Raw genomic sequence first — 14,605 nt, 5'->3', positions numbered from 1 at the left:
CGGCCCGGCAGCTTGGCCCGCTTCGCAAGAAGCGGGCTTTTTCGGTTCAATGGGAACGAAAAATGCGTTGCCCGATCAGTCGGCCAGCGGCCTGCCGAGGCGGCCGGCAAGGTCCTGCGTGAATTGCCACGCCACGCGGCCAGAGCGGCTGCCGCGCGTGGTCGCCCATTCCAGTGCCTCGGCGCGCAGCGTGTCGGTGTCGATGTCGAGGCCGAAGTGGTTGGCATAGCCGTTGACCATGTCGAGATAGTCGTCCTGCGAGCATTTGTGGAAACCGAGCCACAGGCCGAAGCGGTCCGACAATGACACTTTTTCCTCGACCGCCTCTGACGGGTTGATCGCGGTGGAGCGTTCATTGTCGATCATGTCGCGCGGCAGCAGATGCCGCCGGTTGGACGTGGCGTAGAAGATGACGTTGCCTGGACGTCCTTCGACGCCGCCCTCCAGCGCTGCCTTCAGCGACTTGTAGGACGTGTCGTCATGATCGAAGGAGAGGTCGTCGCAGAACAGGATGAAGCGGTAGGGGGCAGCCTTGAGCATCGCCATCAGCTTCGGCAGCGTGTCGATGTCCTCGCGATGGATCTCGATCAGCTTGAGCGGACCGCCCGGCTTGCCGGCGGCATTGATCGCGGCATGCACGGCCTTGACCAGCGACGACTTGCCCATGCCGCGCGCGCCCCACAGAAGCACGTTGTTGGCCGCAAAGCCGGAGGCGAAACGTTCAGTGTTGTCGAACAGGATGTCGCGCACGCGGTCGACGCCGCGGATCAAGCCGATATCGACCCTGTTCACCCTGGCGATCGGCTCCAGATAACCGGGATCGGCCTGCCAGACAAAACAATCGACGGCGGTGAGGTCCGTTTTTGGTGCCTGCGGCGGTGCCAGCCGGCTGACGGCGTCGATCAGGCGGTCGAGTTTCTCGGACAGTGCTGCGATGGTTTCCTGGGGCAAGATATGTCCTCGGCGTGATTGCGAAGCCTGCGTTTCGGTTGCGTACCGTACCGTACGGTTCTCTCACGAGCCTTCGGCTTTTGCAAGCGGATGTGCGACCAATACGACACGGCGGGGGAAGTGCGACGGGAGCAGGGCGGGGGATGGTTGCAATAGTAGCTTTACCGACTATATTCCGGCCAAATTTCATGGGCCAGATAACGGCTTTCCTTTACGTCTCAGGAGTTTTCGATGTTCGTAACACCGGCATACGCCCAGGGCGTTGGCGCCACGCCCGATGTTTTCATCAGCATTTTGCCGTTTGTCCTCATTTTCGTGATCATGTATTTTCTGATCATCCGTCCGCAGCGCACGCAGATGAAGAAGCGCGGCGAGATGCTGGCCGCGATCCGTCGCGGCGATACGGTCGTCACCGGCGGCGGCTTCGTCGGCAAGGTCACCAAGGTGGTCGACGACAATGAACTCGAGGTCGACCTCGGCAATGGCCTCAAGGTGACAGCTGTGCGCAGCACCATCGCCGACGTGCGGGTCAAGGGCGAGCCGGTCGCCAACCAGAACGCCAAGAACTGAGTGCCTTGGCGCGCCTGGCGCGCCGATCGGCCCACTGGATCGTAGAACATGCTCTATTTTTCGCGCTGGAAGGCAATCCTGATCTGGCTGGCCGTTGCCGCTACGTTCATCCTTGCCGCCCCTAATCTCATTCCGGCGGATACCTTGGCCAAGTTGCCGAGTTGGGTGCCGAAAAAGCAGATGACGCTCGGCCTCGACTTGCAGGGCGGTTCTCACATCCTTCTCAAAATCGACCAGAACGACCTGATCAAGGATCGTCTGGAAGCCACGCGCGATGAGATCAGAACGCTGCTGCGCGATGCCAAGGTCGGCTACACCGGCCTGTCCGGCACCGGGCGCATGGTGCAGGTGCGCGTTCGCGACACCGCCCAGGTGGATGCGGCCAAGGAAGCGCTGAAAGCCCTGATCGCGCCGGTTACCTCCGGCCTGTTCACCGGCGGTTCCATCACCGAATGGGCCATGGACGAGCCGGAGCCTGGGCTCCTGCGCTTCACCATGACGGACGCGGGCATCAAGTACCGCTCGACGACGGCGCTGGCGCAGTCGATCGAGGTGGTCGACCGCCGCGTCAACGAACTCGGCACCACCGAACCGATCGTGCAGCGTCAGGGCGATGACCGCATCCTGGTGCAGGTGCCGGGCCTGCAGGACCCGCAGCGCCTCAAGGAAATTCTCGGCCAGACCGCCAAGCTGACCTTCCAGATGGTGGATCAGTCGATGCCGGTGCAGGAAGCCCTCAACGGCCGTCCGCCGGCAGGGTCGAGCGTGCTCTATTCGAAGGACGATCCGCCGGTTCCCTATCTGATCGAGAACCGTGTCATCGTTTCGGGTGAAAATCTCGTCGATGCGCAGGCGACGTTCAATTCGCAGAACAACGAGCCAGTCGTCTCGTTCCGCTTCGATTCCAAGGGTGCCACGCGCTTCGGCCAGGCTACCCAGCAGAATGTCGGCAAGCTGTTCGCCATCATCCTCGACAACCAGGTGATCTCGGCGCCGCAGATCCGCGAGCCGATCCTCGGCGGCACCGGCCAGATTTCCGGCAACTTCACCGCCCAGAGCGCCAACGACCTCGCGGTGCTGCTGCGCGCCGGCGCGCTGCCGGCCACGCTGACGGTGATCGAAGAACGTACCGTCGGTCCGGGCCTCGGTCAGGATTCGATCCAGGCCGGCAAGATCGCCGGTATCATCGGCTCGATCCTTGTCGTTGCCTTCATGTTCGTGGCTTACGGCTTCCTCGGCTTCCTCGCCAACATCGCGCTGGCCGTGCATGTGGCGATGATCGTCGCGCTGCTGTCGCTGCTGGGTGCCACGCTGACGCTACCCGGTATCGCCGGTATCGTTTTGACCATCGGCATGGCGGTCGATTCCAACGTGCTGATCTACGAGCGTATTCGCGAGGAGCGACGCAACGGACGCTCGGTCATCCAGGCGATAGACACCGGCTTCTCGAAGGCGCTGGCGACGATTGTCGATTCCAATGTCACCTCCCTTATCGCCACCGTCGTGCTGTTCTATCTCGGCACCGGCCCGGTGAAGGGCTTCGCGGTGACGTTCGCCATCGGCATCCTGACCACCGTCTTCACCGCCTTCACCTTCACGCGTCTGCTGGTCTCCATGTGGCTGCGCCGCGCCAAGCCGAAGGAAATCCCGCGCGCGCCGGTGACCTTCGTGCCACCGGGCACCAAGATCCCGTTCATGGGCATCCGCCGCTGGACCTTCGCGCTGTCGTCCGCGCTGTCGATCCTGTCGGTCGTGCTGTTCATGACCGTCAACATCAACTACGGCGTCGACTTCAAGGGCGGTTCGCTGATCGAGGTCCAGTCGAAGAGCGGACCGGCCAACATCGCCGATATTCGCGGCAAGCTTTCGCAGCTCAACATCGGCGAAGTGCAGGTGCAGCAGTTCGGCAACGACAATGACGTGCTGATCCGCGTTGCGGCCCAGTCCGAAGGCGACAATGCCGAGCAGAGCGTCATCGACAAGGTGCGCGGCGAACTGCAGGACAGCTACGACTTCCGCCGCGTCGAAGTGGTCGGCCCGACCGTGTCGAGCGAACTGGCCAAGCAAGGCACGATCGGCATGCTGGTCGCGCTGGTTGGCATCCTGATCTATGTCTGGTTCCGGTTCGAATGGCAGTTCGCTGTCGGCGCCATCGTCGCCACCGTGCACGATATCGTCATGACGATCGGGTTCTTCTGTCTGACAGGCATAGAATTCAACCAATCGTCCATTGCCGCCATCCTGACGATCATCGGCTACTCGCTGAACGATACGATCGTCGTCTATGACCGCGTTCGCGAAGACTTACGAAAATACAAGAAGATGCCGATGCCGCAGCTTCTGAACAACGCCATCAACGAGACGTTGTCCAGAACGACCCTGACATCGGTGACCACCATTCTGGCCTTGCTGGCGCTGGTGTTGTTCGGCGGCGAGGTGATTCGTTCCTTCACGCTGGCGATGCTGTTCGGCGTGGTGTTCGGCACCTATTCGTCGATCTTCATCGCGGCTCCGCTGCTGATCCTGTTCAAGCTGCGTTCGTCGGACGCGGCTGAAGGGGAGAAGCCGGTGAACGGCAAGGCCGTCGCGACCTGACGGCCGCTGCCGTGGCGAAGGGTTTGTTCGGCAAGGGCATCATCATCCGCGAGGCGCATTTTCCGGGCCGCGCGGCGATCGAGGCTTACGGCAATGGCGGCTTCCGCTTCGCCGACATGTCGCATCGCGGCTCGCTGCTTTGCCTGCCCTCGGGCATCCATGGCTGGCAGCCGGCCGATGCGACTGCCTTGAGCGTGGCGGATTTCGACAAGGTTCTGGCCGAGGCCGGCAAGATCGAGATCCTGCTGGTCGGCATGGGCAAGGAGTTGCGGCCCTTGCCGGCGGCGTTGCGCGCCGCCTTGAAGCAGGCGGGTATCTCGGCCGATCCGATGTCGACGGGCGCTGCGGTGCGCACCTACAATGTGCTGCTCGCCGAAGACCGCGCCGTGGCCGCCGCGCTTGTCGCAGTCGACTGAGGTGACTGATCCCGCCAAGACCGTGATCGACATGGTGCGCGGTGCCGACCATGACCGTTATCTGTCGGCGCTCTATGCACCGGCCGAAAAGCGCGACGCACTTCTGGCCCTTTATGCCTTTAATGCCGAGATTGCCGGCGTGCGCGACCGCATTCGCGAGGCATTGCCGGGCGAAGTGCGGCTGCAATGGTGGCGCGACATCATCGCCTCCGACGCGGCCGATGCCGGCGCCGGTCATCCCTTGGCCGAAGTACTGGTTGCCGCGATCAGACGGCACGACCTGCCCAGGCAAGCATTCGACAATTATCTGGAAGCGCGCGTCTTCGACCTCTACGACGACCCGATGCCATCGCGCACCGATCTCGAAGGTTATTGCGGCGAGACGGCGTCGGCGCTGATCCAGCTTGCGGCGCTGGTGCTCGACAAGGCCGAAGCGCCTCGCTTCGCGGAACTCGCCGGCCATGCCGGCTGCGCGCAAGCCATCACCGGCTTGCTGCTTCTTCTGCCGCTGCACCGAGCGCGGGGGCAGTGCTATGTGCCGGTCGATATCCTGGTGGCGGTCGGCACATCACCGCAGGAGTTCCTGAGCGGCGATGGCGGACCGGGCGCCCAACGCGCGGTCGCTGCGATGATTGCACTGGCACAGGAGCACCTTGTTGCCTTCGAGCGTGGAGCGGCCTCTCTGCCGATATCGCTGCGCCCGGCATTTTTGCCGCTGGTGCTGACGAAAGCCTATCTGGCCGCGATGAGCGGCAAGGCGTCGCCGCTTGCTGGAACGGCACGGCTTTCGGCTTTGCGCCGGCATTGGCTGCTACTGCGGAAAGCCGGGCGCGGCTGGGGTTGAACCGGCCTGCTCCTCAGAGCAGAGCGATCATCTGGAACAGTGCGGAATTTGCCTGGGCATGTCGACCGCGTCGCACGTGCTCCTAATTCTGTCTTTGACGTAAACGTCAACCATGCTAGGTTTCCGGCGGGTTCGAACGCAGAGGAGGCGTTTGCCCGGAGGAGCATCCTTGATCAGCTTGCCAATTCTTGTGGTGATGGTCGTCTCCGGCATTTCGCTCGCGGTCGCTGCCGTGCATTTTACGGGCGGCAGCCGGACCGCGCGTCTCGTCGATGCGCGGGCAGCCCTTGAGCGCTTCACCGTCGACTTTCCCGATTTGCGGCCGGCCACGGTCTATCTGACTGAGGATGGCGGGGCTGCTTTCCTCGATCTTGGCCAGGGCCGGACCGGCGTGGTCCAGGTCATCGGCGATCGCTTTCTGACGCGCATCGTGACGCCGGCGGATGTCGACCTCGCCAGCCTTGTGGAAAGCAAGGTGCTGTCGCTGCGCTTCAAGGATTTCACCTGGCGGGGCGGGCGTTTCGCCTTTGCCGACGCGGCGGCGGTGCAGGCCGTGCTCGCCTCACTCGATCCCAAAAGCCAGCCGGCAAGGCAGGAGGCCGCCTGATGGAGACTTATCAGTTTCCCGATGTCACGAAACTCGCCATTCCGTTTTTCGTCATCGCCATCCTGATCGAACTATGGCTGGTGCGCACCGGCCGCACCAAGGGGGCGTTCGAGACACGCGATACGCTGACCAGCCTGATGATGGGCACCGGTAACGTCGCCGCCGGCATTCTGCTCGGCATCGTCTCCTACTCGGCGCTGTTGTGGGTTTGGCAGTTCCGCTTCCTTGACCTCGGGGTGTCGGTATGGACCTGTATCGCGGCCTTCCTGATCGATGACCTGCGCTATTACATGTACCATCGCATCGCCCATCGCTGCCGCTGGGTGTGGGCGGAGCACGTCAACCACCATTCCAGCCAGCACTACAATCTCTCGACGGCGCTCCGGCAAAGCTGGACCGGCCTGTTCACCGGCATGTTCGTGCTGCAGGTGCCGATGGTGCTGCTCGGCTTCCATCCGGCGCTGATCGCCTTCGTCTACGGCTTCAACCTCGTTTATCAGTTCTGGATCCACACCGAGACGATCGGCAGGATGTGGGGCTGGTTCGAATTCATCTTCAACACGCCCTCGCATCACCGCGTCCACCACGCCACCAATCCACGCTATCTCGATGCCAACTATGCTGGAACGCTGATCATCTGGGATCGCATGTTCGGTACCTTTGTCGAGGAGCTGGAAGAGGATCTGCCGCGCTACGGCATCGTCAAGAACATCGGCACCTTCAACCCGCTCAAGGTGGCATTCCATGAATGGATCGGCATGTTCAAGGACGCCTTCTCACCGGGCCTGACGCTTGGCCAGCGCCTCCGGTATCTGTTCATGCCGCCAGGCTGGAGCCATGACGGTTCGCGCGACACGTCCGAAACGCTGAAGGCCGCCTATGTGCGGCGCAATCCGACCGAGGCCGGCAGGCCGGGGCTGCCTGACAGCAAGATCGAACCGGCCGAATAACCTTGGTAGCTGCCGTTACTGTGGGCTGGCGACGGGGGTACCCCACGACGACAGAGGTTTTTCACTCGCCGTGCGCACCAGCGAGTCGTAAACGGCCAGGCTCTGCAGGCGTTGATTATCGCTGCTGCATTGCTGGATGACGCCGCCGGCATACCATGTGCAGCCCAGCCGCTCGCCAGGCAGGGCGCCTGTCGCCCAATCCTTGACGATACCGTCGGCACCGACACGGAAATAGGCGAGCCGATAGCGTGTGGCCACGCTCTCGCGCTGCATGACGATCCCGGCATCGACATTGGTTCTGCTCGATTCGACATTGTCGATGTGACGGTAGACGGTGTCGCCGTCGGCCAGGCGATATTCGCCGATCATCGGTCCGTAGATGGTCGCGCCTGCCAGGCCCTGCGTGGACATCTGGCTCTGCGACGCAATCTGCGCATAAGGCTTGCCCGTCGCATAGCGCATGTAATTGCGGTCGCCGAGCGATTGCAGCGCTTCCGGTGCCGTCGTGCAGCCGGCGCCGACCGCCAGAATCACGGCGGCAAGGATTATTCTTTTCCGAAACATGATGGCCCCCCGACCAAGAGGTGCGCAGACTAGCGCATCGGCCCGAAAATCGGAATCGATTTTCGGTAAGCACGATGCGCAGCTTCAAAGTGTTAGAGCGTCCTTTGCGCGTCCGAACGGACGCGCGGCGCTCTAATCTGCCGGTGGGCTGCCGTAAATCCCGTCTATTCGGCGGCTTGCGCCTGTGTCGGCAGGCCAAGCCAGGCACGGCAGTCGGCAAGCGCGCGCCCGGTCGTCGCCTTCTTCCTGGCGACCGACTTGTCCTTGCCGCGGAAACGGCCCTCGAATCCGTCGGGACGCAATTTCGTTCCCGGCTCCAGTGGCGGGAACAAGCCGAAATTGACGTTCATCGGCTGGAACGAACGCTTGCCGGGCTCTTCGTCGGAGGTGATGTGGCCGCCGGTGATGTGGTTGAGCAGCGCTCCGAAGGCGGTAGTGGCCGGTGGCAGCGATATGGACATTCCCAACCGTTCCGCGGCTGCGAAACGACCGGCCAGGAGGCCGATGGCGGCGCTTTCGACATAGCCCTCGCAGCCGGTGATCTGGCCGGCAAAGCGCAGGCCCGGCCGGCTCTTCAACTGCAACGAGCCGTCGAGCAAGGTTGGCGAATTGATATAGGTGTTGCGGTGCAAGCCGCCCAGCCGGGCGAACTCGGCGTTCTCGAGGCCCGGAATGGTCTTGAAGATACGCACCTGCTCGGCATGCTTCAGCTTGGTCTGGAAGCCGACCATGTTGTAGAGCGTGCCCAGCGCATTGTCCTGCCGCAGTTGCACCACTGCATAGGCCTTGACCGTCGGATTGTGCGCATTGGTGAGCCCCATCGGCTTCATCGGGCCATGGCGCAGCGTTTCGACACCGCGCTCGGCCATCACCTCGATCGGCAGGCAGCCGTCGAAATAGGGCGTGCCTTCCCATTGCTTGAACTCGGTCTTGCCGCCATCGAGCAACGCCTGCACGAAGGCCTCGTATTGCGGCTTGTCCATCGGACAGTTGATGTAGTCCTTGCCGGTGCCGCCGGGGCCGACCTTGTCGTAGCGCGACTGGAACCAGGCGACATTCATGTCGATCGTGTCGAAATGCGCGATTGGGGCGATGGCGTCGAAGAAGGCGAGCGCATCGGCGCCGGTCTCGGTGGCGATCGCCTGCGCCAGCGACGGCGCGGTCAGCGGGCCGGTGGCAATAATGGTCTGTCCCCATTCGATGGGTGGCAGGCCGACCATTTCCTCGCGCTGGATGGTGATGAGCGGGTGCGCCTCTATCTTGGCGGTAACGGCCGCCGAAAAGCCGTCGCGGTCGACGGCCAGCGCCCCGCCGGCCGGAACCTGGCTGGCGTCGCCAGAGGCCATGATCAATGAACCGGCCAGCCGCATTTCGGCATGCAGGAGCCCGACCGCGTTGCTTTCGGCGTCGTCGGAGCGGAAGGAGTTGGAACAGACCAGCTCGGCCAGCCCGTCAGTCTTGTGCGCGTCGGTGCCGCGCACGGGGCGCATTTCGTGCAAGATCACAGGTACGCCGGCTTGCGCCGCCTGCCAGGCTGCTTCCGAACCGGCGAGGCCGCCGCCGACGATGTGAATGGGGTCTTTGCTCATGCAGCCCGCAATAGTCCCTCGGCTCTACGAATGCAATTCTCGCACTGCATCGGCTGGGGTTTTGGCAGGGTCCAAAAACACAACACCCGCCGGGGGAGGATGTCCGGCGGGTGTCGTTTTGGTGACCGGCCTCAGGGAGGAGGAGAGGTCCGGTCTTATTCGTCATCGCCGGGGAGGAGGTCGGCTTTGACGAAATTCCTTTTGCCAATCGGAGAGGGCAAAACTCTCTTTCGGAACAATGCCCGCCGCTGGGAGGAGGATGCGGCGGGCACCGTTTCGGCGGTCGACCTCAGGGAGGAGGAGGAGGTCGACCATATTCGTCATCGCCGGGGAGGAGGTCGGCTTTGACGAAATTCCTTTCGCCAATCTGGAGAGGGCGAAACTCTCTTTGGGAAACAACGCCCGCCGCTGGGAGGAGGATGCGGCGGGCGCCGTTTTGATGGTCAATCTTTGGGAGGAGGTAAAGATTGACCGTATCCGTCAGGGCCTGGGAGGAGGTAGGCCCTGCCGAAATTGCTTAGCTCGCCTTGCGAGCGACCTTCTTGATGTCCATACGGAACAGGCCGATATCTTCCAGCTGGCGGTTCGACAGGCGACCGAGCTGCTCGACCGTGTCGCGATAAGCGCGCCAGTTACGGTAGTTGCGGATCAGGTTCATTTTCGTGTCTCTTCAGTTCGTCGTTCGGGTCGTAGGCGACCCGTAAAGCCTTAGGCCGACTTGCGGGCCACGTAGGGAATGTCGCTGCGGCTGATGCCGAGGTCAGACAACTCCCGATTGCTCAGGCGGCTCAGCTCGGAAACGGTTTCCCGGTAGCGGCGCCAGTTGCGGTAGTTGCGGATCAGGTTCATGATACTTGCTCGTTTACGTCTTTGTTTCGGTCGTTCATCTTTTCTGTACGACGCTAAGATAGGTGGACCCATATCGATTTAAAAGTGCGAATGGCGCATGGCAGCAATGCGTTTTGTGCAATGCAACATGGCGGCCGTTTCACACCGATGTCATAAAGAAGCCAGAATCGGAAAATGACGCGACGTCAAAGATTTGCTCCGGTCGGCTGGTAATCCGACTAAAATAGTGGAGTGACGCCTTTGGCAGGCTATGTGGGCAGAGTCAGGCAAGACATCGCGCGCTGGGTGGAAAGCGGCCTCATCGACGCCGGTACCGCCGAAAAATTGACCAGCGACATCGAGGCGAATGCACGGCGCTCGCTGAGCTTCGGCTCCATCCTGGCCATGCTGGCCGCAGTGCTGCTGGCGGCCGCGATCATGATCTTCGTCGCGGCCAACTGGGAAGCGATTCCACGCGTCGCTCGCGTCCTATCGCTGTTTGCGGTGATCGCGGCCGGCTATGTCGGCGGCGCATGGCTCAAGCTGCGCGACCATCCGGCCTTCGCGGAAGCGGCGTGGGTGGTGGCCGCGGCCGCGTTTGGCGGATCGATCGCGCTGATCGGCCAGATGTACCATTTCTCCGGTGACGAATCCGGCGCGATACTCACCTGGTGGGCGGGAACCACGCTAGCGGCGGTGGCGCTTCGCTCCAATCCGCTCACCATCATGGGCGTGCTTATCTCTGGCGGCTGGGTGACGATGAAGCTGCTCGGTTCCTTCAGCATCTGGCGCGGCTTTGACTTTCCTCATGCCTATCTGGTCATGCTGGTCGTGCTGTTTGCCGTGTCCTACTGGACCCGGAGCCGGCCGTCCCGCCATCTCGTGCTCATTTCGCTCATTGGCTATGCAGCATTCCTGACACTGGATGGCGATCGTGCCTTCATGTTGGCCGAACTGGCAGCCGTTTCGGCGGCTGTTTTCGGCGTCGCCGTCTTCGCCGCGGAGCCGGTCGACCGGATCGTTCAATTGGGCGGGCGCCTGTCGCTGCATGCCTTTGTCGGTTTTCTCGTCGGCATGTTCATCCTGCAATTCCAGATCGAGGGCTCGGGCGGGTTCGCTCCGGTTGCCGCGATCACATTGGCGGGCATCGCCGCTGCCATCGTGCTGGCCGGTCGCGAGAGCCGTGGACTGCGCTGGATCGCCTATGTCGGCTTCGCGTTCGAGCTCATTGTCATCTATGTGGTGATGATGGAGACGATGCTGGGCACGGCCGGCTTCTTCCTGGCCGCCGCGGTCATCCTGGGCATCCTCGCCTTTGCCATCATCCGCATTGAGAAACGCATGAAAGGCCCAACCGGCCAGGGAGCAGCGTCATGACGGGCAAGAAGCTGCTCATTTCCGCAGTGGTGCTGGCGCTGGTGCAGATCGGCTTCCTGAGCTGGATCATCGCTGGCCGTGCCGCGATCCTGCGCAATGGCACGGAAGTTCTGCTGAAGGTCGAGCCGATCGATCCGCGCGACCTGCTGCGCGGCGACTATGTCAGCCTTGGCTACGAGATTTCGCGCATACCGGTGAAGCTGGTCGCCGACATCCCGACCGACCGCACGGCAGCGACCGACGAGCGTATCCTCGTCAGGCTGCACAAGGACCAGGACGGCTACTGGCGCGCGGTTGCCGCTTTCCTTGGTAAGCCGACGACGGCGCCGGGAACGGACGAGGCCGATATTGCGGGCCGGCTCCTCGGCGGCTCGTCGCTAGAGCCGGACGCAACCTTGTCGCCGGATTACGGCATCGACCGCTTCTATCTGCCGGAAGGCGAGGGGCGGGCGATCGAAAAAGACATGCGCGTTCGGCCCTTCGGCGTGCGCGTAGTACTGGCCAGGGACGGCACGGCCCAGATCAAGGCGCTGATGGACGGCAGCGAGACGCTGTTCGAGGAGCCGCTTTACTAAGGTCGACGGGGAATAGTGGCTGCAAGGATGGATGGCGTGACGGCGCCATCCGGAGGCTGGTACGGATGAGAGGACTCGAACCTCCACGCCTTTCGGCACCGGAACCTAAATCCGGGGCGTCTACCAGTTCCGCCACATCCGCATGGCCCGGCAATCCCACGTAGCCATCATTCTGTCAATGTCACCGGTCAAGGACAGCCATTCGCCGGGCGCGAAGATGGTTGAAAATCGGCCTCGCCTGTGACAAAAGGCGTGTCGAATGTGACGGGATGCGACGATCCGCTTCTTCTAAATGTGATATGAAGTCGGAAAAACAAAGACTTACTCACATTTTGGAGCGTCGTTGGGAGAATTGAGCCGCCGAAGCGGTCAGGACTCCAGCTTCCGCGCCAAAAGCCACTCCCGGCAAGACTATTCCGGCAGGCTGCGAACGGCGGGACCGTTTGCCAGCCCCATTGGTGAAGATAAAGGTTTGATGATGCAGGTCACCGAAACGCTCAATTCCGGTCTCAAGCGCGAGATCAAGGTCGTCGTGCCGGCCGGCGACATGGAGGCCAAGCTGTTGGCCCGCCTGTCGGACGCCAAGGACAAAGTCCGCATCAACGGCTTCCGTCCCGGCAAGGTGCCGGTACAGCACCTGCGCAAGGTCTACGGTAAGTCGTTCATGGCCGAAGTGGTCAACGAGATTCTGAACGAATCCCGCACGATCATCACCGGTCGCGGTGAAAAGGCCGCCATGCAGCCCGAGGTCATCATGACCGAGGACGAGAAGGAAGCTGAAAAGATCCTGGCCGGCGGCAGCGACTTCGAATTCCGTCTGAACTACGAAGTCATCCCGGCGATCGAGATCAAGGACTTCTCCGACATCAAGGTGACCCGTCCGGTCTACGACGTGCCGGAATCGGAAATCGACGAGCAGGTCCAGCGCGTGGCCGAATCGTCGCGTTCCTACGAGACCAAGTCGGGCAAGGCCGCTGAAGGCGACCGCGTCACCATCGACTATCTCGGCAAGATCGACGGCGAGGCCTTCGCTGGCGGCGCCGGTACCGACCAACCGCTGGTCCTGGGCTCGAAGGAGTTCATCCCGGGTTTCGAGGATCAGCTCGTCGGCGCCAAGGCTGGCGACGAGAAGCTGGTCACCGTGACCTTCCCGGAAAACTACCAGGCCCCGCATCTGGCCGGCAAGGAAGCGACCTTCGACGTCACCGTCAAGGAAGTTGCAGCACCGGGCAAGCTCGAGCTCAACGACGAGACCGCCAAGAACCTCGGCCTGGAATCGCTTGAGCGCCTGCGTGAGATCGTCAAGGGCCAGATCGAAAGCCAGTTCGGCTCGATGACGCGCCAGAAGGTCAAGCGCCAGCTGCTCGACCAGCTCGACGCATCCTACTCGTTCGAAGCGCCGTCCAAGCTGGTCGACGCCGAGTTCAACAACATCTGGAACCAGGTCAACCGCGACCTGCAGGCTGCCGGCCGCACCTTCGCCGACGAAGAGACGACCGAGGAAGAGGCCCGCGCCGAATACACCCGCCTTGCCGAGCGTCGCGTGCGTCTGGGCCTTGTGCTTGCCGAGATCGGCGAGAAGGCTGGCGTGACGGTTTCGGACGATGAACTGCAGCGCGGTCTGTTCGAGCAGGTTCGCCGCTTCCCGGGCAACCAGCAGCAGGAAGTCTACGAGTTCTACCGTTCCAATCCGGAAGCGCTCAACACGCTGCGCGCGCCGATGTTCGAGGAGAAGGTCGTCGATCATCTGCTCGGCCTGATTTCCGTCACCGACAACAAGGTGAGCAAGGAAGAACTGATGGCCGACGACGAGGAAGCCGAGACCAAGGCCAAGCCGGCGAAGAAGGCTGCCGCCAAGAAGGCCGAAAAGGCTGACGAGGCCGGTGCCGAAGAGCCGAAGAAGAAGGCCGCGCCGAAGAAGAAAGCCGCCAAGGACGCCGAATAAGCGTTTCCGGCAAATGAAAGAGGGCCGCCGCGAGGCGGCCTTTTTCTTTGTGCCGAAGCCTTGTCGGTTGAATGCTGTTTGGTCGGCTCCTGGCGTTCAAATCTACTAGCCCGCGTGCGCGAAATTGGATCGGCCTTGGCCGGTCTGCTTGTGCGGACTACTGGCGATCGGTCGCCGCTGATACTAAATCGGGCACTAATGAGTTGGTAAGCTGCCGCAGCGTAGCTTGCGGCCGCATTAACGCGCAGTGGTTTCGCGGAGGGCAAGTTGGCAAGGTCGATCGTCGTGCTTCGTCCATTGATGGGCGTGGTGCTGCTTGCGCTCGGCTGCTCGGCTGCCCTCGCCAGCGACGCGGCCGACCGCTGGCGCTTCGGCTCCGCGGCCGACGGCGTCATTACCGCTTCGATCTACGCTGACAGCATGCTGGTCACCGGCAATGGCGCGCTTGGCTATAGTCCAGTGCTGACCATCGCCTGCCGACCGGTGGGTGATCCGCATTGGAGCGAATGGCTGCAACTCAGCGATGGCGTGGCGGCCAGCGATACGATCACCGTTGCGGTCACGGTCGACCACGGCAGCAGCGTTCGAGAAAACTGGTTGGTTGCCAGCAACAGCATGACCTTGATGCACGACGGCGCGGACGCGGTCTCGCGGCTTGCCTCGGCAAAACGGTTGCGGTTGTCCTGGCGGTTCGGTCTCATCACCGGGCGTGTCGACGCTGATTTCTTCCTGGCTGGAGCCGCCGAGGCGATCGATCGGCTCGCGGCGGAGTGCAAGATCGCCACGCCCTGAGC

General features: G+C 62.4%; 16 protein-coding genes and 1 tRNA gene. 11 read left to right on the top strand and 6 right to left on the bottom strand.

The annotated features are described in order from the left end of the window. Nucleotides 1-75: 75 nt before the first annotated feature. Entirely contained in the window at nt 76-951 is an 876-nt protein-coding gene (locus tag QFZ88_RS02885) for an ATP-binding protein (protein WP_024925342.1), read from the bottom strand. 231 nt (nt 952-1,182) lie between these two features. On the opposite strand from QFZ88_RS02885, the gene yajC reads away from it, so the two are divergent. The 6 genes from yajC (at nt 1,183) to QFZ88_RS02855 (ending at nt 6,933) form a co-directional block, all read left to right on the top strand. Beyond that, entirely contained in the window at nt 1,183-1,521 is a 339-nt protein-coding gene (gene yajC, locus QFZ88_RS02880; RefSeq protein WP_024925341.1) for a preprotein translocase subunit YajC, read from the top strand. 48 nt (nt 1,522-1,569) lie between these two features. Further along, nucleotides 1,570-4,116: a protein translocase subunit SecDF gene (gene secDF / locus QFZ88_RS02875; RefSeq protein WP_024925340.1), complete on the top strand. Its 2,547-nt coding sequence runs from the start codon at nt 1,570-1,572 to the stop codon at nt 4,114-4,116. A gap of 23 nt (nt 4,117-4,139) precedes the next feature. After that, on the top strand, nt 4,140-4,532 hold the full coding sequence (locus QFZ88_RS02870; RefSeq protein ID WP_024925339.1) for an Mth938-like domain-containing protein: 393 nt from the start codon (nt 4,140-4,142) through the stop codon (nt 4,530-4,532). 1 nt (nt 4,533) lies between these two features. Next, a complete protein-coding gene (locus QFZ88_RS02865; protein WP_024925338.1) occupies nt 4,534-5,376 on the top strand; it encodes a phytoene/squalene synthase family protein in 843 nt (280 codons plus the stop codon). A 169-nt stretch (nt 5,377-5,545) separates the two neighbouring features. Next, nucleotides 5,546-5,983 carry a hypothetical protein gene (locus tag QFZ88_RS02860; protein WP_307417048.1) on the top strand — a complete coding sequence of 146 codons (438 nt, stop codon included), beginning with the start codon at nt 5,546-5,548 and terminating at the stop codon, nt 5,981-5,983. After that, nucleotides 5,983-6,933 carry a sterol desaturase family protein gene (locus QFZ88_RS02855; protein WP_024925336.1) on the top strand — a complete coding sequence of 317 codons (951 nt, stop codon included), beginning with the start codon at nt 5,983-5,985 and terminating at the stop codon, nt 6,931-6,933. The genes QFZ88_RS02860 and QFZ88_RS02855 overlap by 1 nt, the downstream gene beginning before the upstream one ends. 15 nt (nt 6,934-6,948) lie before the next feature. Here the strand turns inward: QFZ88_RS02855 and QFZ88_RS02850 are convergent, their stop codons facing one another. Together QFZ88_RS02850 and trmFO are read right to left on the bottom strand one after the other, a co-directional pair. Further along, nucleotides 6,949-7,497 (bottom strand): hypothetical protein, encoded by a 549-nt coding sequence (locus QFZ88_RS02850; RefSeq protein WP_051512215.1) that lies wholly within the window; start codon nt 7,495-7,497, stop codon nt 6,949-6,951. 164 nt (nt 7,498-7,661) lie between these two features. Then, nucleotides 7,662-9,086 (bottom strand): methylenetetrahydrofolate--tRNA-(uracil(54)-C(5))-methyltransferase (FADH(2)-oxidizing) TrmFO, encoded by a 1,425-nt coding sequence (trmFO, locus tag QFZ88_RS02845; protein WP_024925334.1) that lies wholly within the window; start codon nt 9,084-9,086, stop codon nt 7,662-7,664. Between the two features lie 186 nt (nt 9,087-9,272). Between trmFO and QFZ88_RS02840 the strand changes: the two genes are divergently transcribed. Continuing rightward, nucleotides 9,273-9,434 (top strand): hypothetical protein, encoded by a 162-nt coding sequence (locus tag QFZ88_RS02840; protein WP_161777456.1) that lies wholly within the window; start codon nt 9,273-9,275, stop codon nt 9,432-9,434. A gap of 169 nt (nt 9,435-9,603) precedes the next feature. Here QFZ88_RS02840 and QFZ88_RS02835 read toward each other — a convergent pair whose 3' ends face one another. After that, complete coding sequence (locus QFZ88_RS02835) at nt 9,604-9,744, bottom strand: DUF1127 domain-containing protein (protein ID WP_065998060.1); 141 nt, start codon at nt 9,742-9,744, stop codon at nt 9,604-9,606. Between the two features lie 50 nt (nt 9,745-9,794). Then, nucleotides 9,795-9,935, bottom strand: coding sequence for a DUF1127 domain-containing protein (locus QFZ88_RS02830; RefSeq protein WP_065998056.1), 141 nt, complete (start codon nt 9,933-9,935; stop codon nt 9,795-9,797). Nucleotides 9,936-10,175: 240 nt separating this feature from the next. On the opposite strand from QFZ88_RS02830, the gene QFZ88_RS02825 reads away from it, so the two are divergent. Together QFZ88_RS02825 and QFZ88_RS02820 are read left to right on the top strand one after the other, a co-directional pair. Continuing rightward, nucleotides 10,176-11,291 (top strand): DUF2157 domain-containing protein, encoded by a 1,116-nt coding sequence (locus QFZ88_RS02825; protein WP_024925333.1) that lies wholly within the window; start codon nt 10,176-10,178, stop codon nt 11,289-11,291. Then, on the top strand, nt 11,288-11,866 hold the full coding sequence (locus QFZ88_RS02820; protein ID WP_024925332.1) for a GDYXXLXY domain-containing protein: 579 nt from the start codon (nt 11,288-11,290) through the stop codon (nt 11,864-11,866). Before QFZ88_RS02825 ends, QFZ88_RS02820 begins: the two co-directional genes overlap by 4 nt. Before the next feature lie 57 nt (nt 11,867-11,923). On the opposite strand, the gene QFZ88_RS02815 is transcribed toward QFZ88_RS02820, so the two are convergent. After that, nucleotides 11,924-12,008: transfer RNA gene (locus tag QFZ88_RS02815), tRNA-Leu, on the bottom strand. Nucleotides 12,009-12,344: 336 nt separating this feature from the next. Here QFZ88_RS02815 and tig point away from each other — a divergent pair. Continuing rightward, on the top strand, nt 12,345-13,811 hold the full coding sequence (gene tig, locus QFZ88_RS02810) for a trigger factor (RefSeq protein WP_024925331.1): 1,467 nt from the start codon (nt 12,345-12,347) through the stop codon (nt 13,809-13,811). Nucleotides 13,812-14,078: 267 nt separating this feature from the next. After that, a complete protein-coding gene (locus QFZ88_RS02805; protein ID WP_244431263.1) occupies nt 14,079-14,603 on the top strand; it encodes a hypothetical protein in 525 nt (174 codons plus the stop codon). Nucleotides 14,604-14,605: the final 2 nt, after the last annotated feature.

Source organism: Mesorhizobium sp. YL-MeA3-2017 (genome assembly GCF_030814575.1).
GTDB classification, from domain to species: Bacteria; Pseudomonadota; Alphaproteobacteria; order Rhizobiales; family Rhizobiaceae; genus Mesorhizobium; species Mesorhizobium terrae.
Note: the sequence above shows the minus strand (reverse complement) of the source record. Positions and strands in the feature narration are given on the sequence as shown.

Excerpts from the sequence above, each read along its gene's own strand:
- QFZ88_RS02835 (WP_065998060.1), bottom strand. The coding sequence starts at position 9,744 with ATGAACCTGATCCGCAACTACCGTAACTGGCGCGCTTATCGCGACACG.
- tig (WP_024925331.1), top strand. The coding sequence starts at position 12,345 with ATGCAGGTCACCGAAACGCTCAATTCCGGTCTCAAGCGCGAGATCAAG.
- trmFO (WP_024925334.1), bottom strand. The coding sequence starts at position 9,086 with ATGAGCAAAGACCCCATTCACATCGTCGGCGGCGGCCTCGCCGGTTCG.
- QFZ88_RS02850 (WP_051512215.1), bottom strand. The coding sequence starts at position 7,497 with ATGTTTCGGAAAAGAATAATCCTTGCCGCCGTGATTCTGGCGGTCGGC.
- QFZ88_RS02855 (WP_024925336.1), top strand. The coding sequence starts at position 5,983 with ATGGAGACTTATCAGTTTCCCGATGTCACGAAACTCGCCATTCCGTTT.
- QFZ88_RS02830 (WP_065998056.1), bottom strand. The coding sequence starts at position 9,935 with ATGAACCTGATCCGCAACTACCGCAACTGGCGCCGCTACCGGGAAACC.
- yajC (WP_024925341.1), top strand. The coding sequence starts at position 1,183 with ATGTTCGTAACACCGGCATACGCCCAGGGCGTTGGCGCCACGCCCGAT.
- secDF (WP_024925340.1), top strand. The coding sequence starts at position 1,570 with ATGCTCTATTTTTCGCGCTGGAAGGCAATCCTGATCTGGCTGGCCGTT.
- QFZ88_RS02820 (WP_024925332.1), top strand. The coding sequence starts at position 11,288 with ATGACGGGCAAGAAGCTGCTCATTTCCGCAGTGGTGCTGGCGCTGGTG.